The organism is Streptomyces sp. Je 1-369, from assembly GCF_026810505.1.
In the GTDB taxonomy this organism is placed as follows: domain Bacteria; phylum Actinomycetota; class Actinomycetes; order Streptomycetales; family Streptomycetaceae; genus Streptomyces.
The window spans coordinates 2,047,626-2,068,423 of the sequence record NZ_CP101750.1; the positions used below are offsets into that span (position 1 = coordinate 2,047,626).

The 20,798-nt window shown below is 67.1% G+C and carries 16 protein-coding genes, 3 rRNA genes and 1 pseudogene; 7 read left to right on the forward strand and 13 right to left on the reverse strand.

What is annotated here, in order from left to right; all coding sequences use genetic code 11:
* Positions 1-169: 169 nt before the first annotated feature.
* Genes NOO62_RS09310 through NOO62_RS09320 form a run of 3 tightly spaced genes read right to left on the reverse strand, consistent with a single transcriptional unit; the run spans position 170 to position 2,224 of the window.
* Positions 170-1,090: an NAD kinase gene (locus NOO62_RS09310; RefSeq protein WP_398980209.1), complete on the reverse strand. Its 921-nt coding sequence runs from the start codon at positions 1,088-1,090 to the stop codon at positions 170-172.
* Positions 1,087-1,902 carry a TlyA family RNA methyltransferase gene (locus NOO62_RS09315; protein ID WP_268770418.1) on the reverse strand — a complete coding sequence of 272 codons (816 nt, stop codon included), beginning with the start codon at positions 1,900-1,902 and terminating at the stop codon, positions 1,087-1,089. The genes NOO62_RS09310 and NOO62_RS09315 overlap by 4 nt, the downstream gene beginning before the upstream one ends.
* A gap of 7 nt (positions 1,903-1,909) precedes the next feature.
* The gene (locus NOO62_RS09320; RefSeq protein ID WP_268770419.1) at positions 1,910-2,224 is read right to left on the reverse strand and encodes a hypothetical protein; all 315 of its coding nucleotides are present in this window, start codon (positions 2,222-2,224) and stop codon (positions 1,910-1,912) included.
* A gap of 42 nt (positions 2,225-2,266) precedes the next feature.
* Between NOO62_RS09320 and NOO62_RS09325 the strand changes: the two genes are divergently transcribed.
* Positions 2,267-2,614, forward strand: coding sequence for an alkyl sulfatase C-terminal domain-containing protein (locus NOO62_RS09325; protein WP_268770420.1), 348 nt, complete (start codon positions 2,267-2,269; stop codon positions 2,612-2,614).
* Here the strand turns inward: NOO62_RS09325 and NOO62_RS09330 are convergent.
* The 3 genes from NOO62_RS09330 to NOO62_RS09340 are packed head-to-tail and all read right to left on the reverse strand — an operon-like array spanning position 2,598 to position 5,547.
* Positions 2,598-3,482, reverse strand: coding sequence for an ABC transporter ATP-binding protein (locus NOO62_RS09330; RefSeq protein ID WP_268770421.1), 885 nt, complete (start codon positions 3,480-3,482; stop codon positions 2,598-2,600). The genes NOO62_RS09325 and NOO62_RS09330 overlap by 17 nt on opposite strands.
* Positions 3,479-4,507 carry a FecCD family ABC transporter permease gene (locus NOO62_RS09335; protein WP_268770422.1) on the reverse strand — a complete coding sequence of 343 codons (1,029 nt, stop codon included), beginning with the start codon at positions 4,505-4,507 and terminating at the stop codon, positions 3,479-3,481. The genes NOO62_RS09330 and NOO62_RS09335 overlap by 4 nt, the downstream gene beginning before the upstream one ends.
* Positions 4,504-5,547, reverse strand: a complete 1,044-nt coding sequence (locus NOO62_RS09340; RefSeq protein WP_268770423.1) for a FecCD family ABC transporter permease — start codon at positions 5,545-5,547, stop codon at positions 4,504-4,506. The genes NOO62_RS09335 and NOO62_RS09340 overlap by 4 nt, the downstream gene beginning before the upstream one ends.
* Before the next feature lie 53 nt (positions 5,548-5,600).
* Here NOO62_RS09340 and NOO62_RS09345 point away from each other — a divergent pair, with 53 nt between their 5' ends.
* Positions 5,601-6,644 carry an ABC transporter substrate-binding protein gene (locus NOO62_RS09345; RefSeq protein ID WP_268770424.1) on the forward strand — a complete coding sequence of 348 codons (1,044 nt, stop codon included), beginning with the start codon at positions 5,601-5,603 and terminating at the stop codon, positions 6,642-6,644.
* Positions 6,641-7,474 carry a siderophore-interacting protein gene (locus NOO62_RS09350; RefSeq protein WP_268770425.1) on the forward strand — a complete coding sequence of 278 codons (834 nt, stop codon included), beginning with the start codon at positions 6,641-6,643 and terminating at the stop codon, positions 7,472-7,474. The genes NOO62_RS09345 and NOO62_RS09350 overlap by 4 nt, the downstream gene beginning before the upstream one ends.
* Positions 7,475-7,538: 64 nt before the next feature.
* Here NOO62_RS09350 and NOO62_RS09355 read toward each other — a convergent pair whose 3' ends face one another.
* Positions 7,539-8,591, reverse strand: a complete 1,053-nt coding sequence (locus NOO62_RS09355; protein WP_268770426.1) for an HAD hydrolase-like protein — start codon at positions 8,589-8,591, stop codon at positions 7,539-7,541.
* Between the two features lie 72 nt (positions 8,592-8,663).
* Here NOO62_RS09355 and NOO62_RS09360 point away from each other — a divergent pair, with 72 nt between their 5' ends.
* A complete protein-coding gene (locus NOO62_RS09360; protein ID WP_268770427.1) occupies positions 8,664-9,956 on the forward strand; it encodes a DUF1015 domain-containing protein in 1,293 nt (430 codons plus the stop codon).
* Positions 9,957-10,016: 60 nt separating this feature from the next.
* On the opposite strand, the gene NOO62_RS09365 is transcribed toward NOO62_RS09360, so the two are convergent.
* From NOO62_RS09365 to NOO62_RS09390, 6 genes and pseudogenes are all read right to left on the reverse strand, one after another.
* Positions 10,017-10,805: a tetratricopeptide repeat protein gene (locus NOO62_RS09365; protein WP_268775537.1), complete on the reverse strand. Its 789-nt coding sequence runs from the start codon at positions 10,803-10,805 to the stop codon at positions 10,017-10,019.
* Between the two features lie 327 nt (positions 10,806-11,132).
* Positions 11,133-12,050 (reverse strand): annotated as a pseudogene (locus NOO62_RS39095) (hypothetical protein); the annotation flags it as partial.
* 146 nt (positions 12,051-12,196) lie between these two features.
* Positions 12,197-12,313, reverse strand: a 5S ribosomal RNA gene (gene rrf, locus NOO62_RS09375).
* Between the two features lie 137 nt (positions 12,314-12,450).
* Positions 12,451-15,572 (reverse strand): 23S ribosomal RNA (locus NOO62_RS09380).
* A 314-nt stretch (positions 15,573-15,886) separates the two neighbouring features.
* Positions 15,887-17,411: ribosomal RNA gene (locus NOO62_RS09385) — 16S ribosomal RNA — on the reverse strand.
* The 16S, 23S and 5S rRNA genes sit together here, the layout of an rRNA operon.
* 539 nt (positions 17,412-17,950) lie before the next feature.
* On the reverse strand, positions 17,951-18,592 hold the full coding sequence (locus tag NOO62_RS09390; protein ID WP_268770428.1) for a DNA-3-methyladenine glycosylase: 642 nt from the start codon (positions 18,590-18,592) through the stop codon (positions 17,951-17,953).
* Between the two features lie 161 nt (positions 18,593-18,753).
* Between NOO62_RS09390 and NOO62_RS09395 the strand changes: the two genes are divergently transcribed.
* The 3 genes from NOO62_RS09395 (at position 18,754) to NOO62_RS09405 (ending at position 20,788) form a co-directional block, all read left to right on the forward strand.
* Complete coding sequence (locus NOO62_RS09395) at positions 18,754-19,536, forward strand: sporulation protein (RefSeq protein ID WP_268770429.1); 783 nt, start codon at positions 18,754-18,756, stop codon at positions 19,534-19,536.
* A gap of 38 nt (positions 19,537-19,574) precedes the next feature.
* Entirely contained in the window at positions 19,575-20,114 is a 540-nt protein-coding gene (locus NOO62_RS09400; RefSeq protein WP_268770430.1) for a YbhB/YbcL family Raf kinase inhibitor-like protein, read from the forward strand.
* 167 nt (positions 20,115-20,281) lie between these two features.
* Positions 20,282-20,788: an HNH endonuclease gene (locus NOO62_RS09405; RefSeq protein ID WP_150183357.1), complete on the forward strand. Its 507-nt coding sequence runs from the start codon at positions 20,282-20,284 to the stop codon at positions 20,786-20,788.
* Positions 20,789-20,798: the final 10 nt, after the last annotated feature.

A 20,798-nucleotide genomic window follows, 5' to 3' on the forward strand; every position in this document is an offset into this window, starting at 1 on the left:
AACCGAGGCGGAGGCTGGGCCAAGGGGCGCGGGGAACTGCGCGACAAGCCACACACCCCCGCACTGAAAAGCCGACGACGAGCCCCACTCCCCAGGGGCGCGGGGAACTGCGCGACCAGCCCCCACGACCCGCACCGCACAACCGCCCCCGGCGAGCCCCCGTGCAGCTCTACTGCGGCGCCCCCCGCCACCCGGAGACCGGCAACGCGAACTTCGCGACAAGCCGATCCGTGAACGAAGCGTGATGCAGCCGAGCGAGCCTCACCGGCACCTCACCCCGCCGCACCTCGACCCGCGCCCCCGAGGGCAGCTCCAGAGTCCGCCGCCCGTCGCACCACAGCACCCCGTGCGGCGTGTGCTGCTGGACCTCGACGGCCAGCACGGAGTCCGGCGACGTCACGAGCGGCTTGGCGAAGAGCGCGTGCGCGCTGATGGGAACCATGAGCAGCGCCTCCACCTCCGGCCACACCACGGGCCCACCCGCCGAGAACGCGTACGCCGTGGAGCCGGTCGGCGTCGCGCAGACGATGCCGTCGCACCCGAACCCCGTGACGGGCCGCCCGTCGATCTCCAGGACGACTTCGAGCATCCGCTCGGGCGACACCTTCTGCACCGCCGCCTCGTTCAGCGCCCAGTCGCGGTGCATGACGTCACCGTTGCGGTGCACGACGACGTCGATCGTCATCCGCTCCTCGACCTCGTACGCCTTGGTGACCACCCGGTCGACGACCTTGTCGAGGTCGTCCCGCTCGGCCTCCGCGAGGAAGCCGACCCGCCCGAGGTTCACCCCGAGCATCGGCACCCCGGACGCCCGCGCGAACTCGGCGCCCCGCAGCAGCGTCCCGTCCCCGCCGAGGACGACGATCAGCTCGCAGTCGTCGATGCAGTCGGCCGTGGCCTCCTCGACCGTCTCGACCTCGGCGGGCAGCGGCAGGTCCACCGCCTCCGCTTCCAGGACCCGCACACCGAGGCCGCTGCGCAGCAGCCCCTGTACGACGAGTTCGGCGCTGCGGATGGCCGCGGGCCGCCCCGTGTGCGCGAGCAGGAAGACGGTACGAGCTCGGGTCTGGGTCACTCGGGTCTCAGTCAACGGGGCCCCTCCGCCACGGCACGGTCAACATCCGCCGGGTCCAGCTCATCGGCCCCGGCGCGCAGCCACAGAAAGTACTCGACGTTGCCGGAGGGTCCGGGCAGCGGGCTCGCGGTCACCCCGCGCACCCCGAGGCCGAGCCCCCACGCCTGCCGTGCCACGTTGCGCACGGCGTCCGCCCGCAGTTCGGCGCTGCGCACGACGCCGCCGCTGCCGAGCCGTTCCTTGCCGACCTCGAACTGCGGCTTGACCATGAGGACGAGGTCCGCGTCGGGCGCCGCGCACCGCACCAGGGCGGGCAGCACCAGGCCGAGCGGGATGAAGGAGAGGTCCCCGACGACCACGTCGACGGGGATGTCGTCGATGGCTTCGAGCGTCAACTCGCGTACGTTCGTACGATCCTTCACGGTGACCCGGTCGTCGCTCTGCAGCGACCAGGCGAGCTGGCCGTACCCGACGTCGACGGCGACGACGTGCGCGGCGCCCGCGCGCAGCAGCACGTCGGTGAAGCCGCCGGTGGACGCGCCCGCGTCCAGCGCGCGGCGCCCCTCGACGGCCAGGCCCCGCGGCGCGAAGGCGGCGAGGGCGCCGGCGAGCTTGTGCCCGCCGCGCGAGACGTAGTCGGGGTCGTTGTCGTCCTGTGTCACCACGATCGCGGCGGCCGTCTCGACCTGCGTCGCCGCCTTGGTCGCGACGGTCCTGCCGACCGCGACCCGGCCTGCGGCGATCAGCTGGCTCGCGTGCTCGCGCGAGCGCGCGAGCTTCCTGCGGACCAGCTCGGCGTCGAGGCGGCGTCGTGCCACTCCTGCCACGTTCGGTTCAGCTCCTGTCGTACGAAGATCGGGTTGCCGGTGGCCCGGTGGGGGCCGACGGTCCGGGGCGCGCGTCGAGCGCGGTCAGCGCGTCGCGCAGGCCCCGGTGTACATCCTCGTACACCTCGATGTGGCCGTCCGTGGCGAGGTGGTCCGCGTCGCCGAGGCGGGCGAGACACGCGTCCACCTCGGTGTGGCCGGTGGGGATGCGCTCGACGCCGAGGGGCGCGGGGGCGGCGGGGTCGTACGAAGGATCGTCCGGAACCTGGCGCTCCGGCTCCACCGCCTCCCCCTGTTCGGGGCCCGCGAAAGAGTCGCTCATGGCACGACGCTACCGCGAAGGCCTGGGGTACGGTCGATCACGATGGCGACCATGGCGGAGTGCCGTACGGCACTCGACAGACTCTCGGACACCCTCGCGTCGGCCGACGGCGACGTGCGGAGTGCCGCTGCCCTGAACCGCTCGCTGAGCTGCCGCATCACCGATCTCGACGTCACCTTCACGGGCCGTCTCGAGAACGGCCGGATCACGGTGCTCGACAGCCACCCGGGGCCGCCGCGCGAGAAGACGGAGATCCGCCTCGCGATGACCGGGGACGACCTGCTCGCGATGGTGGACGGCGAGCTCAACTTCGCGCGGGCGTGGGCGTCGGGCCGGGTGAAACTGGAAGCGGGCTTCCGTGACCTGCTGCGCCTCAGGTCGCTGCTTTAGCCGACGAGGTCCCCGCTTCGACAGCTGTCCGCCGCCCCGCCCGCGCCGCCGGAACCACCAGCGGCGTCCCCGTCTCCGGGTCGTCGATGATCTGGCAGTCGATCCCGAACGCCTCCTTCACGAGCTCCGCCGTGACGATCTCGGACGGCGCGCCCTCGGCGAGCACCGCGCCGTCGCGCAACGCGATGAGGTGCGTGGCGTAGCGGGCGGCGTGGTTGAGGTCGTGCAGGACGGCGACGAGCGTGCGGCCCTGCTCCTCGTGGAGTTCGGCGCAGAGGTCGAGTACGTCGAGCTGGTGCTGGATGTCGAGGAACGTCGTCGGCTCGTCCAGCAGGAGCAGCGGCGTCTGCTGGGCGAGCGCCATGGCGATCCAGACCCGCTGGCGCTGGCCGCCGGAGAGCTCGTCGACGTACCGCTCGGCGAGTTCGCCGACGCCGGTCGAGGCCATGGACTCGTTGACGATCCGCTCGTCGTCCTCGGACCACTGCCGCAGCAGCCCCTGGTGGGGGTAGCGGCCGCGGGCGACCAGGTCGCCGACGGTGATGCCGTCGGGCGCGACGGACGACTGCGGGAGCAGCCCGAGCGTCTTGGCGACCTTCTTCGCGGGCATCGACTGGATGACGTTCCCGTCGAGCAGGACGCGCCCCGTCGACGGCTTGAGCATGCGGGACAGGGCGCGCAGCAGCGTGGACTTGCCGCAGGCGTTGGGGCCCACGATCACGGTGAAGGAGTTGTCGGGGATCTCGACGGACAGCTTCTCCGCGATGACGCGCTGGTCATAGCCGAGGGTGACGTCGTCGGCGATGAGCCGGTTCACAGCAGCACGCTCCTGGTCGTGGGGTGGTACGAGGTCGCGGCGGGGCTTCATATCCGTCCCGCCTTGCGCTGGCTGACGAGCAGCCACAGCAGATAGACGCCGCCGAGCACGCCGGTGACGACACCGACGGGCAGCTGGTCGGCGCCGAAGGCCCGCTGCGAGGCCCAGTCCGCGACGATCAGGAGCGTGGCGCCCATGAACATGGCGGGCATCAGGTTGGGGCCCGGCGAGCGCGTCAGGCGGCGCGCCAGCTGGGGCGCGGTGAGCGCGACGAAGCTGACGGGGCCCGCGGCGGCGGTGGCGGCCGCGGTGAGCAGCACGGAGGCGGTCAGGAGCACGAACCGGGTGCGTTCGACGGGTACGCCGAGCGAGTTCGCGACGTCGTCGCCCATCTCCAGCATCCGCAGCGGCCGCCCGTACAGGAGCACGAGGGGTACGAGGACGGCGCAGAGCACGAGGAGCGGCCAGACCTGCTTCCAGTCGCGGCCGTTGAGGGAGCCGGTCATCCAGACCACGGAACGCGCGGCGTCGACGAAGTCCGCCTTGGTGAGCAGATAGCCGTTGATGGCGGTGATGAACGCGGAGACGCCGATGCCGACCAGGACGAGGCGGTAGCCGTGCACGCCGCGCTTCCAGGCGAGCAGGTAGATCGCGAGGCCGGTGACGAGACCGCCGACGAGCGCGCCGGCCGCGACCTGGGCCGCGCTGCCCTGGAACAGGACGATCATGGTGAGCGCCCCGGCGGTCGAGCCCTGCCCGAGGCCGAGCACGTCCGGGCTGCCCAGCGGATTGCGCGCGATGGACTGGAACAGCGCGCCGCCGAGCCCGAGGGCGGCGCCCACCAGGAGTCCGACGATGACCCGCGGCAGCCGCAGGTCGTTGATGATGAACTCCTGCCCCGCGTCGCCGTTTCCGAGCAGGGTGCGGACGACGTCGGCGGCCGGGATGTAGAAGTCGCCGGTGCCGATCAGGACGACGCCGGAGGCGAGCGCGGCGATCACGAGGAAGGTGATGACCACGGCCGTGCGGACGTCGATGCGGACGGAGAGGCCGCCCCGGGTGCGTATCGCCTTCACAGCTGGGCCACCTTGCGCCGACGTACGAGGAAGATGAAGACCGGCGCACCGATGACCGCGGTCACGATGCCGACCTGGAGTTCGGCGGGCCGGGCCACGACGCGCCCGACGACGTCCGCGCCGAGCAGCAGGACGGGCGAGAGGACCGCCGAGTACGGCAGGATCCAGCGCAGGTCGGGCCCGGTGAAGGAGCGCACCATGTGCGGCACCATCAGGCCGACGAAGACGATCGGGCCGCAGGCGGCGGTCGCGGCCCCGCAGAGCAGCGTCGCCGCCGCCATGGACAGGACGCGGGTGCGCGTGAGGTGGGCGCCGAGCGCGCGGGCGGTGTCGTCGCCCATGGCCATGGCGTTCAGCGGCCTGGCCAGGGAGAGGGCGAGCACGGTGCCGATCGCGAGGAAGGGCAGCACCTGCTTGATGGTGTCCATGTTGGCGGAGGCGAGGGAGCCGACCGTCCAGAAGCGCATCTTGTTCAGCGCCGCGCCATCCATGATCATGACGGCCTGCAGATAGCCGTAGAGGGCGGCGCTGAGCGCGGTGCCCGCGAGCGCGAGCCGTACCGGCGTGGCTCCGCGTGATCCGCCGAGGAAGTAGAGCAGTACGCCGACGAGCAGCGCGCCGGTGAAGGCGAACCACACGTAGCCGCTGAGCGAGGTGACGCCGAAGAAGCTGATGGCGCTGACGACGGCGGCCGACGCCCCGAGGTTGATGCCGAGCAGTCCGGGGTCGGCCAGCGGGTTGCGGGTGAGCGCCTGGAGGACGGCGCCGGAGAGGCCGAGCGCGACACCGGCGAGCAGTCCGAGGAGGCTGCGGGCGAGCCGCTCACCGACCACGACGTCCCCGTACGTCCCGGTGTCCTGAAACAGTCCGTGCCAGACCTGGTCCATGGACATCGATTTGGCGCCGACCGCGATGCTCGCGAGGAACACGAGGAGCAGGACGGCCAGCGCGACGAGCAACCCGACGCTGCGTATCGCGCGGCGTCCGGGGGGCGCGGCGGCGGTCTCCGCGCGCGATTCTGGGGGACTGTCGACCAACACCTGGTTAGGTTAGCCTACCCTCGCACTGGACTTCGACGAGAGAAGCACCGCCCATGCGCGCAGCCCGGCGCTCCCCCTCACCTGCCCCGACCCGCCGCCGCGTACTCCTTACGGGCGGCGCCCTCGGCGTCGGCGCCCTGCTCACCGCGTGCGGCGACGGCGGCGCCTCCACCGATCAGGACGGCAGGAACAGCCGGGGCGCCGGGTCCTGGAGTTTCAAGGACGACCGCGGCAGAACCGCCACGGCCGGACAGCTCCCGAAGAACATCGTCGCCTTCATCAGCACGGCAGCGGCCCTGCACGACTACGGCATCGAGTGCAAGGGTGTCTTCGGCCCCTCGAAGCCCATCGGCGGGAAGCCGAACCCGCAGGCCGGCGACCTGGACCTGAGGAAGCTCACCAGCCTCGGCACCGAGTGGGGCCAGTTCAGCATCGAGAAGTACGCGGCCCTCGAACCCGACCTGCTGATCAGCAACATGTTCCCGGCGCCCGCCCTCTGGTACGTGCCCGAGGAGAGCAGCGAGAAGATCGCGTCGCTCGCCCCCACCGTCGGCATCAGCGTCGCCCGCGCCTCCCTCAAGGAACCGCTGAAGCGCTACGCCGAACTGGCCGCCTCCCTCGGCGCGGACCTGGAGACCGAGCGGGTGCGCGCCGCGAAAGCCCGCTTCCACCGCGCCGAACGGACCCTGCGCAAGGCCGCGGAGGCCAACCGCGGCCTCAAGGTCATGGCGATGACGGGCACCGCCGACCAGATGTACGTCGCCGTCCCCGACTCCTACTGCGACCTCAACTACTTCAAGGACCTCGGCGTCGAGTTCGTCGAGGGCGAGAAGAGCGACGAGTGGGGCTTCTGGGAGTTCTTCGGCTGGGAGAACGCCGACCGTCACCACGCCGACCTCATCATGATCGACAACCGTACGTCCGCGCTCCCGCCCAAGGAGCTCGCGGAGAAACCCACCTGGAACGAGCTCCCGGCCGTCAAGGCGGGGCAGACCATCCCGTGGCCGATGGAAGAGCGCTACAGCTACGCCGGCTACGCACCCGTCCTCGAGCGGCTCGCCGCCGCCGTCGAGAAGTCGAAGAGGCTCAAGCGATGACAGACTCCCCGTACCAGTTCTTCGACGTCGACGTGGTGCGCGCCGAGCACGTCACCCCCGCCATGATCCGCGTGACGTTCACCGGCGCCGACCTGTCCCGCATGGCGACCGCCGGCCTCGACCAGCGCGTCAAGATCTTCCTGCCGCACCCGGGCCAGGACGCCCCGGTCATGCCGGACACGTCGTCGGGCGACACCCTCGACTGGTACGCAGCCTGGTGCGACCTCGACCCTTCGGTACGGGGCATCATGCGCACGTACACGACCCGTGCACTGCGCCGCGACCCGGACGAGCTGATCATCGACTTCGCCGTGCACGGCCCCGCCCCGTCGCCCGCCGACGGCCCGGCGACCAGTTGGGCGCGGACCGCACGCCCGGGCTCCCGCATCGGCGTCCTCGCCCCGGTCGAGGAGGAGAACTCGGCATACGACTTCCGCCTCCCCGCCGGCACCGACTGGCTGCTCCTCGCCGCCGACGAGTCGGCGCTGCCCGCCGTCGCCAACATCCTGGAAACACTCCCGATGGGCCTGCCGACCCGCGTCTGGATCGAGGTCCACGACCTCGCCGACCGCCAGGAGCTGCCCACCGAGGCAGACGCCGAGATCCACTGGCTCACACGGGTGGGCACCACCGCGGACGCGATCCGCGGCACGGACCTCCCCGCCGGCACCCCCTACGCATGGATCGCGGGCGAGTCCGCGACCGTCAAGGCCGTCCGCCGCCACCTCGTCGGCGACCGCGGGCACGACCGCAAGCGGGTGTCGTTCTCGGGCTACTGGCGGGCGGGAACGACCACGGACCAGCTGATCGACTCCGGCGAAGCCGCCTGACGAGCCCCTCGGCCGAGCAGACCCTTTGACCGGCCCCGCAGCCGGGCTATCGGGCCCGGGGGTCTCACAACCCCAGCCGGGACAACGCCTTCCCCGCGTCAAGACCGCACGTGCCGTCCCCCGCCTCCGTCCAGGCCGCCGCACACAGGGCCCGCAACCCGTCCATGGCCTGACCCTCACCGTCCAGTACGAGCTCCTCACCCCGCACCGAAGCGGTCCAGCCCCCGCAACCGAACCCGCCGTCCACGGAGGTGACCTCCGGCTGGCCGGTGAGCATGCCGCGCAGATCCGCGTCCACATACGTCGGCCGGTGCTCCGGAGGCGCGGCGAGCAGCTGCGCGCCGTCCGTGACGCCGGTCAGCACGAGCAGCGAGTCCACCTCGCCGTTGAACGCCCCCTCGATGTCCGTGTCGAGCCGGTCGCCCACCACGAGCGGCCGCTCGGCGCCGGTCCGCAGGATCGTCTCGCGGTGCATCGGAGGCAGCGGCTTGCCCGCCACCCGCGGCTCCGCGCCCGTCGCGATCCGGACGACCTCGACCGCCGCACCGTTGCCGGGCGCGATACCGCGGGCGCTCGGGATGGTGAGGTCCGTGTTCGACGCGAACCACGGCACCCCGCGCGCGATGGCGAAACAGGCCTCCGCGAAACGCCCCCACGCCATGTCCGGGCCGCCGTACCCCTGCACCACAGCCACCGGATCGTCATCGGCCGACTCGACCGGCTCGAGCCCCCGCTCGCGCAGCGCGACCCGCAGCCCCTCACCACCGATCACAAGCACCCGCGCGCCCTGCGGCACATGCTCGCTCACCAGACGGGCCGCGGCCTGCGCCGACGTGATGACGTCCGAGCCGTCGGTCGGGATCCCCAGCTCCGTCAGATGCTCCGCCACCGCGTCCGGCGTCCGCAGTGCGTTGTTCGTGACGTACGCGAGGTGCATGCCGCCATCACGCGCGGTGCCCAGCGAATCGACGGCGTGCGCGATGGCGTGTCCGCCCGCGTAGACCACCCCGTCGAGGTCGAGGAGAGCCGTGTCGTAGACCTCACTCAGCGCCCGTTCGCTGCCGTCCGGGCACGTCCTGACACGGTCATCTGTATTCCGGCTCGCGGCCTGGCTCATTACGCATCGCTCCTCGCTCGATCCCACTCCCCCGATCATCGCTCATGCCACTGACACACATACGATGCCCTAATGAACACAGCGGGTCACAACGACGTCACCGGCCTCGATCTGATCCCGTTCCGGGGTGTGCGCTACGTCCCCGAACGGGTCGGCAGTCTCGCCGCGGTGACCTCACCGCCCTACGACGTGGTCGTACGGCCGGACGGCCTGCTCCACCTGGAATCCGCCGACCCGCACAACATCGTCCGGCTGATCCTCCCGCAGGCCACCACCCCGGCAGTCCGCAACCAGCAGGCCGCCGACACCCTTCACACCTGGCTCGCCGAGGGCGTCCTCGCCCCCGACGCCGAGCCCAGCCTGTACGTCTACGAACAGCGGGACGGCGACATCCTGCAGCGCGGCGTCATCGGCGCGCTCCGCCTCTCGGAGGCCGCGGACGGCATCGTCCTCCCCCACGAAGGCGTCATGCCGCACGTCGTCGAGGACCGCGCCGCCCTGATGCAGGCGACCTCCGCGAACCTGGAGCCGCTGCTCCTGACGTACCGCAGCGACGACCCCGACGGCGAGACCGAGCCCGCCGGAGCGACGGCCGTGGTCGAACGCACCGCCCGCCGCGAGCCGCTCCTCTCGACGACCACGGAGGACGGCTTCCACCACCGCCTGTGGGCCGTCACGGACCCCGCGGAGATCGCCGAGATCCAGTCGGACCTCGCCCACCACCAGGCCCTGATCGCGGACGGCCACCACCGCTGGGCGACCAACCTGCGCCTGCGCGCCGAGCACCCGTCACCGAGCGCCTGGGACTACGGCCTGGTACTCCTCGTCGACACGGCCCGCTATCCGCTGCGCGTCCGCGCCATCCACCGCTACCTCCACCGCCTGCCGGTGGCCGACGCCCTCGCCGCCCTCGGGGACTCCTTCCGCATACGGACCGTCGAGGGACCGCTCGACCACGCCCTGGAAGCTCTGGCCGAGACGGCGGCGAAGGGCAACGCCTTCGTGCTCGCCGGCGACGGCGCCTTCCACCTCATCGACCACCCGTCCCCGGAGCTCCTGGCCCGTACGGTGCCGAACGACCACCCCGTGGCCTGGCGCACCCTCGACGCGACGGTCCTGCACTCCACGCTCCTCGACCACGTGTGGCAGATCCCGGACACCCCGGACCACATCGCGTACATCCATGACACCGCGGCGACGGTCGAGAAGGCGGAACGCGACGGCGGCACGGCGATCCTGATGCATCCGGTACGCGAAGAGGTCGTCCGCGACCTGGCCCGGCAGGGCGTCACGATGCCCCGCAAGTCGACATCGTTCGGCCCGAAGCCGGCGACGGGCCTGGTACTCCGAGACCTCACCTTCTGACGTCCGGACACGCAAAAGGGCGGGCCCCTCAGAGAGGAGCCCGCCCTTCGACGCTACGCGTCAGTCCTTGTCACGCCCGTCACCATCAATATCGGTACCGGTTTCGATCTCGGCACCGGCACCGCTCTCCGCGATGTCGTCGCCCTCATCGTCCTCATCGTCCTCATCGACGGTGTCGAGGTCGACGAACTCGACGCCGTCCAGCTCGGCGAGCCGGTCCGACGCGTCGGTGCTGCCGTCCTTGTCGGACTCGACGACCTTCGCGAACCACTCCCGCGCCTCGTCCTCGCGCCCGGCCGCGAGCAGCGCGTCGGCGTACGCGTACCGCAGGCGGGCCGTCCACGGCTGAACGGAGTTCGAGGCCAGCTCGGGGCTCTGCAGGGTGACGATGGCGGCGTCCATCTGGTCCAGGTCACGGCGGGCCCCGGCGGCGACGAGCCGCATCTCGACCTGTCCGGCCTTGTCGAGCTTGTGCACCTCGGGGGCACCGGCCATCTCCAGCGCCTTCTCGGGCCTGCCGAGCCCACGCTCGCAGTCCGCCATGACGGGCCACAGCTCGACACTGCCGGTCATGCGCCGCGCGGCACGGAACTCGGCGAGTGCCTCGCTGTACTTCTGGGTGGCGTACGCGGCGAAGCCGGCGGCCTCACGCACGGCGGCGACCCTGGAGGCGAGGCGCAGGGCGATCCGCGAGTAGGCGTACGCCTGCTCGGGCTCCTCGTCGATGAGCTTGGCGACCATCACCAGGTTCTTGGCGACGTCCTCCGCGAGCCCCTTGGGAAGGCTCTGCAACTCCTGCTGTACGTCCTTGTCGATCTCGTAGCCCGTGACGTCCTCGGGGATCGGCAGCCGCCTGATGGGCTCGCGATCACGGTCGTCACGCGCGCCGCGGTACCCACCGCGGTCCCCGTCGCGCCGGTCGTCCCGCCCACGGAACCCGCCACCGCCGGGACGCCCGCCCCGGTCGTCACGACGCGGCCCGTGCCCGCGGTCGTCACGACCCCGGTCATCGCGCCCGCGGTAGCCACCGCCACGGTTGTCGTCACGACGGAAGCCACCACGGTCGCCCCGGTCACTGTCACGACGGTCGTCCCTGCGGTCGAACGAGCGGTCGTCACGACGGAAGCCACCACGGTCGCCGCGGTCGTCGCGCCGGTCATCCCGACGGTCGTCACGCCGGTCATCACGACGGAACGGAGGACGCTCGCCACCGCCACGGTTGTCATCGCGACGGAAGGAAGGCCGGTCGCCACCGCCACGGTTGTCGTCACGGCGGAAGCCGCCGCCACCGCGGTTGTCATCGCGACGAGGCCCACTGGGCCGGTCATCGCGCCCACGGTAGCCACCGCCACCGCCACCGCGGTTGTCGTCACGACGGAACCCACCACGGTCACCGCGGTCGTTGTCCCGACGGTCATCGCGTCGATCGTCACGCCGGAAGGGAAGCCGGTCCCCGGCACCGCCACCGCGGTTGTCGTCACGGCGGAAGCCACCGCGGTCGCCGCGGTCGTTGTCGCGCCGATCATCACGGCGGTCATCGCGACGGAAGGGAGGACGGTCGCCGCCACCACGGTTGTCATCACGGCGGAAGGGAGGACGGTCGCCGCCACCACGGTTGTCATCGCGACGGAAGGAAGGCCGGTCGCCACCGCCACGGTTGTCGTCACGGCGGAAGCCGCCGCCACCGCGGTTGTCATCGCGACGAGGCCCACTGGGCCGGTCATCGCGCCCACGGTAGCCACCGCCACCACGGTTGTCGTCACGACGGAACCCACCACGGTCACCGCGGTCGTTGTCCCGACGGTCATCGCGCCGGTCGTCACGGCGGAACGCGGGCCGGTCACCGCCACCGCGGTTGTCATCGCGACGGAAGCCGCCGCCACCGCGGTTGTCATCGCGACGAGGCCCACTCGGCCGGTCGTCACGTCGGAACGGAGGTCGGCCGCCACGGTCCCGGTCGCCGCCGCGGTTGTCGTCACGGCGGTCATCGCGACCCCGGTAGCCACCGCCACGGTTGTCGTCGCGACGGTCGTCACGACGGAAGCCACCGCGGTCACCACTGTCCCTGCGGCGCTGGTCGCGCTCGGGTCGCTCGTCGGGAGAGTTGGGGGACATGGGTGACTCCTAGTCTTCGGTACCGCAGTCATTCTCGCGCAGCCGGGGTGCCGGCGCGCTTCGACAAAAACAAAAGGACCCCTGGTCCCAGCGTGAACGCTGGGACCAGGGGTCCTCCAAAGATTGTTCGGCGGCGTCCTACTCTCCCACAGGGTCCCCCCTGCAGTACCATCGGCGCTTTGAGGCTTAGCTTCCGGGTTCGGAATGTAACCGGGCGTTTCCCTCACGCTATGACCACCGAAACCCTATGAAATATCCTGCGGATACGCAGAATCTCAAACAGGGCAGCGAACAAGCACACTTTTCAATTAATAGTGACGCTGTTCAGCCGACACAACTGTTCGTTGTTTCAGAACAAACACAGTGGACGCGAGCAACTGAGGACAAGCCCTCGGCCTATTAGTACCAGTCACCTCCACCCGTTACCGGGCTTCCAGATCTGGCCTATCAACCCAGTCGTCTACTGGGAGCCTTAACCCCTCAAAGGGGGTGGGAATACTCATCTCGAAGCAGGCTTCCCGCTTAGATGCTTTCAGCGGTTATCCTTTCCGAACGTAGCCAACCAGCCATGCCCTTGGCAGGACAACTGGCACACCAGAGGTTCGTCCGTCCCGGTCCTCTCGTACTAGGGACAGCCCTTCTCAATATTCCTACGCGCACAGAGGATAGGGACCGAACTGTCTCACGACGTTCTAAACCCAGCTCGCGTACCGCTTTAATGGGCGAACAGCCCAACCCTTGGGACCGACTCCAGCCCCAGGATGCGACGAGCCGACATCGAGGTGCCAAACCATCCCGTCGATATGGACTCTTGGGGAAGATCAGCCTGTTATCCCCGGGGTACCTTTTATCCGTTGAGCGACGGCGCTTCCACAAGCCACCGCCGGATCACTAGTCCCGACTTTCGTCCCTGCTCGACCCGTCGGTCTCACAGTCAAGCTCCCTTGTGCACTTACACTCAACACCTGATTACCAACCAGGCTGAGGGAACCTTTGGGCGCCTCCGTTACTCTTTGGGAGGCAACCGCCCCAGTTAAACTACCCATCAGACACTGTCCCTGATCCGGATCACGGACCGAGGTTAGACATCCAGCACGACCAGAGTGGTATTTCAACGTTGACTCCACGAACACTGGCGTGCCCGCTTCAAAGTCTCCCACCTATCCTACACAAGCCGAACCGAACACCAATATCAAACTGTAGTAAAGGTCCCGGGGTCTTTCCGTCCTTCTGCGCGAAACGAGCATCTTTACTCGTAGTGCAATTTCACCGGGCCTATGGTTGAGACAGTCGAGAAGTCGTTACGCCATTCGTGCAGGTCGGAACTTACCCGACAAGGAATTTCGCTACCTTAGGATGGTTATAGTTACCACCGCCGTTTACTGGCGCTTAAGTTCTCAGCTTCGCACGCCCGAAAGCGCACTAACCGGTCCCCTTAACGTTCCAGCACCGGGCAGGCGTCAGTCCGTATACATCGCCTTACGGCTTCGCACGGACCTGTGTTTTTAGTAAACAGTCGCTTCTCGCTGGTCTCTGCGGCCACCCCCAGCTCACGGAGTAAATCCGATCACCAGTGATGGCCCCCCTTCTCCCGAAGTTACGGGGGCATTTTGCCGAGTTCCTTAACCATAGTTCACCCGAACGCCTCGGTATTCTCTACCTGACCACCTGAGTCGGTTTAGGGTACGGGCCGCCATGAAACTCGCTAGAGGCTTTTCTCGACAGCATAGGATCATCCACTTCACCACAATCGGCTCGGCATCAGGTCTCAGCCTTGTGTGCGACGGATTTACCTACCGCACGGCCTACACCCTTACCCCGGGACAACCACCGCCCGGGCTGGACTACCTTCCTGCGTCACCCCATCACTCACCTACTACCACCTTGGGTCGGCGGCTCCACCACTTCCCTTTGCCCGAAGGCTCCAGGACGGCTTCACGGCCTTAGCATTAATGGGCTCGATGTTTGACGCTTCACAGCGGGTACCGGAATATCAACCGGTTATCCATCGACTACGCCTGTCGGCCTCGCCTTAGGTCCCGACTTACCCTGGGCAGATCAGCTTGACCCAGGAACCCTTAGTCAATCGGCGCACACGTTTCTCACGTATGTATCGCTACTCATGCCTGCATTCTCACTCGTGAACCGTCCACCACTGCCTTCCGGCGCGGCTTCACCCGGCACACGACGCTCCCCTACCCATCCCAGCACCCGTTGGGGCTTATTGCTGGAATGACACGACTTCGGCGGTACGCTTGAGCCCCGCTACATTGTCGGCGCGGAATCACTAGACCAGTGAGCTATTACGCACTCTTTCAAGGGTGGCTGCTTCTAAGCCAACCTCCTGGTTGTCTCTGCGACTCCACATCCTTTCCCACTTAGCGTACGCTTAGGGGCCTTAGTCGATGCTCTGGGCTGTTTCCCTCTCGACCATGGAGCTTATCCCCCACAGTCTCACTGCCGTGCTCTCACTTACCGGCATTCGGAGTTTGGCTAAGGTCAGTAACCCGGTAGGGCCCATCGCCTATCCAGTGCTCTACCTCCGGCAAGAAACACACGACGCTGCACCTAAATGCATTTCGGGGAGAACCAGCTATCACGGAGTTTGATTGGCCTTTCACCCCTAACCACAGGTCATCCCCCAGGTTTTCAACCCTGGTGGGTTCGGTCCTCCACGACCTCTTACAGCCGCTTCAACCTGCCCATGGCTAGATCACTCCGCTTCGGGTCTTGAGCGCGCTACTAAACCGCCCTATTCGGACTCGCTTTCGCTACGGCTTCCCCACACGGGTTAACCTCGCAACACACCGCAAACTCGCAGGCTCATTCTTCAAAAGGCACGCAGTCACGAGATATGTGCAAGCACATATCCGACGCTCCCACGGCTTGTAGGCACACGGTTTCAGGTACTATTTCACTCCGCTCCCGCGGTACTTTTCACCATTCCCTCACGGTACTATCCGCTATCGGTCACCAGGGAATATTTAGGCTTAACGGGTGGTCCCGCCAGATTCACACGGGATTTCTCGGGCCCCGTGCTACTTGGGTGTCTCTCAAACGAGCCGCTAATGTTTCGACTACGGGGGTCTTACCCTCTACGCCGGACCTTTCGCATGTCCTTCGTCTACATCAACGGTTTCTGACTCGTCTCACAGCCGGCAGACTGTAAAAGAGAGATCCCACAACCCCGTATGCGCAACCCCTGCCGGGTATCACACGCATACGGTTTGGCCTCATCCGGTTTCGCTCGCCACTACTCCCGGAATCACGGTTGTTTTCTCTTCCTGCGGGTACTGAGATGTTTCACTTCCCCGCGTTCCCTCCACACTGCCTATGTGTTCAGCAGCGGGTGACAGCCCATGACGACTGCCGGGTTTCCCCATTCGGAAACCCCCGGATCAAAGCCTGGTTGACGACTCCCCGGGGACTATCGTGGCCTCCCACGTCCTTCATCGGTTCCTGGTGCCAAGGCATCCACCGTGCGCCCTTAAAAACTTGGCCACAGATGCTCGCGTCCACTGTGCAGTTCTCAAACAACGACCAACCACCCATCACCCCGGACCAGTAGCCCGAGTGCACTGGGGTCGGCATCGCGAAGGACAGGCTTCACAGCCCGTACCCTCAGATACCCAACAGCGTGCCCGACCCGTCCCTGTCCGGAGATCGTGCTTTCCACACTCTTACGAGCAGTACTTGCAGCCTCCGGCCCAGATTCAGGCCGAGTAGTCAACGTTCCACCCATGAGCAACCAGCATCAGACAGTCGCTGATGTACTGGCCTCTGACCGAGCGGACTCGGTAAGAAGTGCTCCTTAGAAAGGAGGTGATCCAGCCGCACCTTCCGGTACGGCTACCTTGTTACGACTTCGTCCCAATCGCCAGTCCCACCTTCGACAGCTCCCTCCCACAAGGGGTTGGGCCACCGGCTTCGGGTGTTACCGACTTTCGTGACGTGACGGGCGGTGTGTACAAGGCCCGGGAACGTATTCACCGCAGCAATGCTGATCTGCGATTACTAGCAACTCCGACTTCATGGGGTCGAGTTGCAGACCCCAATCCGAACTGAGACAGGCTTTTTGAGATTCGCTCCGCCTCGCGGCTTCGCAGCTCATTGTACCTGCCATTGTAGCACGTGTGCAGCCCAAGACATAAGGGGCATGATGACTTGACGTCGTCCCCACCTTCCTCCGAGTTGACCCCGGCGGTCTCCCGTGAGTCCCCAGCACCACAAGGGCCTGCTGGCAACACGGGACAAGGGTTGCGCTCGTTGCGGGACTTAACCCAACATCTCACGACACGAGCTGACGACAGCCATGCACCACCTGTATACCGACCACAAGGGGGGCACCATCTCTGATGCTTTCCGGTATATGTCAAGCCTTGGTAAGGTTCTTCGCGTTGCGTCGAATTAAGCCACATGCTCCGCTGCTTGTGCGGGCCCCCGTCAATTCCTTTGAGTTTTAGCCTTGCGGCCGTACTCCCCAGGCGGGGAACTTAATGCGTTAGCTGCGGCACCGACGACGTGGAATGTCGCCAACACCTAGTTCCCACCGTTTACGGCGTGGACTACCAGGGTATCTAATCCTGTTCGCTCCCCACGCTTTCGCTCCTCAGCGTCAGTAATGGCCCAGAGATCCGCCTTCGCCACCGGTGTTCCTCCTGATATCTGCGCATTTCACCGCTACACCAGGAATTCCGATCTCCCCTACCACACTCTAGCTAGCCCGTATCGACTGCAGACTCGGGGTTAAGCCCCGAGCTTTCACAATCGACGTGACAAGCCGCCTACGAGCTCTTTACGCCCAATAATTCCGGACAACGCTTGCGCCCTACGTATTACCGCGGCTGCTGGCACGTAGTTAGCCGGCGCTTCTTCTGCAGGTACCGTCACTTTCGCTTCTTCCCTGCTGAAAGAGGTTTACAACCCGAAGGCCGTCATCCCTCACGCGGCGTCGCTGCATCAGGCTTTCGCCCATTGTGCAATATTCCCCACTGCTGCCTCCCGTAGGAGTCTGGGCCGTGTCTCAGTCCCAGTGTGGCCGGTCGCCCTCTCAGGCCGGCTACCCGTCGTCGCCTTGGTGAGCTTCTACCTCACCAACAAGCTGATAGGCCGCGGGCTCATCCTTCACCGCCGGAGCTTTTAACCCTCTCCCATGCGAGAGTAGGTGTTATCCGGTATTAGACCCCGTTTCCAGGGCTTGTCCCAGAGTGAAGGGCAGATTGCCCACGTGTTACTCACCCGTTCGCCACTAATCCACCCCGAAGGGCTTCATCGTTCGACTTGCATGTGTTAAGCACGCCGCCAGCGTTCGTCCTGAGCCAGGATCAAACTCTCCGTGAATGTGTACCGGTAATCCGGTGCTACACCACGAGAGCGGAACGGTCGGGAGGAATAATCCCGGCCGTTCACAGCGTCCTCGCTGTGTTTTTTCAAAGGAACCTCGTCCCAGCCGATTGGCCGGAGACGGGGTTATCAACATATCTGGCGTTGACTTTTGGCACGCTGTTGAGTTCTCAAGGAACGGACGCTTCCTTTGTACTCACTCGCAGAAAACTCTCTGCGGCTTTCCTCCGGGCGCTTCCCTTCGGTATTTCGTGTTTCCAACTCTACCAGATCCGTTTTCCGTTCCGTTTCCGGTTCGGATTTCATTTCCGGTGGCCGTTGGAGGGCCTTTGCCTTTCGGCGTGTTCACTACTTTAGCGGATTCCCTCCGCAACTCATAATCGAGTTTCGCGAGTTCGAATTACGGCATGCGGGCACACCGAATAAGACCCCGCCGAGGGGAAGTTGTCAGGTAGTGGTTGGCCGCTTCCGGGGTGGCAGAGCGCCGTACCCGGTTCAAGCGACTCGGACTACCTTACGGAGGCACCAAGGCCGCGTCAAGTTCGGCGGCGGCGGGGCACGTGGGCCCGATAGGGGCTGACCGTAGGGTCGTTGGTCGTCCAGAAGCGCCACGGGTGGACGCCGCCCTCCCCCGCCACGCCCGTGCGAGGTCCGCTGCTGACCTGGTCGGACGGGGTGGGTGTGCCGGTCAGTACGGAGAAGGGGGAGGACGGGTCCCCGCAGACGTCGGCGCCGTCGAGCTGTCGGTCCACATCGAGGGCGGTGGCCAGGCGGGCGGGGCCTTTGGCCAGTTCCTTGTCGTTACGGGCCGAGAGGCGTCGCTTGCGGGCGAGCTCCACGCCCTCCGTGATCTCGCCAGCGCGCAGCAGGACCGCGCCGGCCTTGCCCTCCGGACCGCACACCAGGTTCATGCAGTGCCACATGCCGTAGGTGAAGTAGACGTACATGTGTCCGCCCTGTCCGAACATGACGCTGTTGCGGGCGGTGCGGCCGCGGTAGGCATGGGAGCCGGGGTCGACCTCCCCGGCGTACGCCTCCACCTCTGTCAGGCGCACTTCGATCGGGCCGTCCGCCGAGTCGCGAACGAGGATCCGGCCCAGCAGGTCCGGGGCGACCTCCAGGACCGGGCGGTCGAAGAAGTCTCGGGTCAGGGGCGTACGGTCAGGGCTCGCGATCATGCCGTACGAGCGTAATGCACTTGTCTCCGTCCATGGGTGGTCCCCGGGCCGCCCTGTTGCCAGGGTGAGGGTGCGGAACCACGGACGGTTCCCTCGCGTATCTATCGATCAAGTATTCAAGTCGAGACGAGCCACAGGCGGCGGCCTGGGGATGGAGTGTCATGGGGTTCAAGAAGCTGCTCGCGAGTCTGGGCGCCGGTGGTGCCTCGGTGGAGACCGTGCTGGCCGAGGTCAACGTGGTCCCGGGCGGCGTCGTCCAGGGTGAGGTGCGGATCCAGGGCGGTTCGGTGGACCAGGAGATCGAGGGTCTCTCCGTCGGTCTGCAGGCACGGGTCGAGGTCGAGGGCAACGACCAGGAGACCAAGCAGGACATCGAGTTCACCAAGGTGCGGCTCGGCGGCGCCTTCACGCTGCAGGCCAACCAGGTGCACGCCGTGCAGTTCACCCTGGAGATCCCGTGGGAGACCCCGGTCACGAGCATCGACGGGCAGCAGCTGCGCGGCATGAACATCGGCGTGACCACCGAGCTGGAGATCGCGCGCGCCGTGGACTCCGGTGACCTGGACCCGATCAACGTGCACCCGCTGCCGGCGCAGCAGGCCATCCTCGACGCCTTCATCCAGCTGGGCTTCCGCTTCAAGAGCGCGGACATGGAGCGCGGTCACATCCGCGGTACGCGGCAGAAGCTGCCCTTCTACCAGGAGATCGAGTTCTTCCCGCCGCAGCAGTACCGCGGGCTCAACCAGGTCGAGCTGAGCTTCGTCGCCGACGACCGCGAGATGGACGTCGTCCTGGAGATGGACAAGAAGCCGGGTCTGTTCAGCGAGAGCAGCGACTCGTTCCGTTCGTTCAAGGTCGGTCTGAACAACTTCCAGGGCACCGACTGGGCGGCGTACCTGAACGAGTGGCTGTCCCAGGTCGGCAGCAAGCGCAACTGGTTCTAGGCTCGGAGGGGATCAGCAATCAATCTGGAGGTGCCTACGTGAGCGAGCTCAAGAGGCCGCCGCTGCCCCATGACTTCCATCCGCCCGTGCCGTCGTTCACGGTCGTGAGCGAGGACTTCGAGCCGGGTGCGGTCCTCAAGGACGCTCAGGTCTACGCGGCGGGGAACACCTCGCCGCAGCTGCGGTGGGAGGGCTTTCCGCCGGAGACCAAGAGCTTCGCCGTGACGTGCTTCGACCCGGACGCCCCCACGGGCAGCGGGTTCTGGCACTGGACCGTCTTCGACATCCCGGTCTCGGTGACCGAGCTGCCCGGCGGTGCGGGCAGCGGGAAGTTCGAGGGGCTGCCCGAGGGTGCGGTGCAGGTGCGCAACGACTTCGGGACGAAGGACTTCGGGGGTGCGGCACCGCCCGCGGGCGACCGGCCGCACCGTTATGTGTTCACCGTGTACGCGGTGGACCAGGAGAAGCTGGGTCCCGACTCGGACGCGCCCCCCGCGTTCGTGGGCTTCAACCTCAGGTTCCACACGCTGGCGCGCGCCCAGGTGATCGCCGAGTACGCGGCTCCCCCGGAGAGCTGAACAACTGTCAGGTACTGAGCGTTCACTCAGTGTTTGCCCGCCTCTGGTCATGGAAGTGATCAGAGGCGGGCATTTTTTATTGCGTTGTCCATCTCGGCGTGCCCGGCCAGAGTTGATCCCCAGCCCGCCAGCAGGTGGGCCGGTGCATACGGGAGGTGGGCAGGTTGATGCGGGACACGCTGGTGCTGAACGCGAGCTTCGAGCCGCTCTCGACGGTGTCGCTCAACCGGGCCGTCGTTCTGGTGCTCCAGGACAAGGCCGTGGTCGAGCACGCCCACCCCGGTCTGCGTGTGCGCGCGGCGGCGATCGACATACCCGTGCCGCGGGTGATCAGGCTGTGCAGGTACGTGCGGGTGCCGTTCCGAAGACAGGCGCCATGGTCGAGAAGGGGCGTGCTGGTCAGGGACCGGCACCGGTGCGCGTACTGCGGGAGGCGCGCCACGACCGTGGACCACGTGGTGCCGCGGTCGCAGGGCGGTGCGGACTCCTGGCTGAACACGGTCGCTTCGTGTGCGCTGGACAATCACCGCAAGGCGAACCGGACTCCGGAGGAGGCCGGTATGCCGCTGCTCCGGCAGCCGTTCGAGCCGACGCCCGCGGATGCGATGCTCTTGTCGCTGGGCAGGGACGAGCTGGCCTCGCTCCCGGAGTGGCTGGCGCAGCCCGCCGCCTAGGGCTCGTCCC

Bases quoted from the DNA above. Each gene is read 5' to 3' on its own strand.
- NOO62_RS09320 (WP_268770419.1), bottom strand. From the start codon at position 2,224: ATGAGCGACTCTTTCGCGGGCCCCGAACAGGGGGAGGCGGTGGAGCCG.
- NOO62_RS09350 (WP_268770425.1), top strand. From the start codon at position 6,641: ATGACAGACTCCCCGTACCAGTTCTTCGACGTCGACGTGGTGCGCGCC.
- NOO62_RS09405 (WP_150183357.1), top strand. From the start codon at position 20,282: ATGCGGGACACGCTGGTGCTGAACGCGAGCTTCGAGCCGCTCTCGACG.
- NOO62_RS09330 (WP_268770421.1), bottom strand. From the start codon at position 3,482: ATGAAGCCCCGCCGCGACCTCGTACCACCCCACGACCAGGAGCGTGCT.
- NOO62_RS09395 (WP_268770429.1), top strand. From the start codon at position 18,754: ATGGGGTTCAAGAAGCTGCTCGCGAGTCTGGGCGCCGGTGGTGCCTCG.
- NOO62_RS09390 (WP_268770428.1), bottom strand. From the start codon at position 18,592: ATGATCGCGAGCCCTGACCGTACGCCCCTGACCCGAGACTTCTTCGAC.
- NOO62_RS09360 (WP_268770427.1), top strand. From the start codon at position 8,664: ATGAACACAGCGGGTCACAACGACGTCACCGGCCTCGATCTGATCCCG.
- NOO62_RS09345 (WP_268770424.1), top strand. From the start codon at position 5,601: ATGCGCGCAGCCCGGCGCTCCCCCTCACCTGCCCCGACCCGCCGCCGC.
- NOO62_RS09325 (WP_268770420.1), top strand. From the start codon at position 2,267: ATGGCGACCATGGCGGAGTGCCGTACGGCACTCGACAGACTCTCGGAC.
- NOO62_RS09355 (WP_268770426.1), bottom strand. From the start codon at position 8,591: ATGAGCCAGGCCGCGAGCCGGAATACAGATGACCGTGTCAGGACGTGC.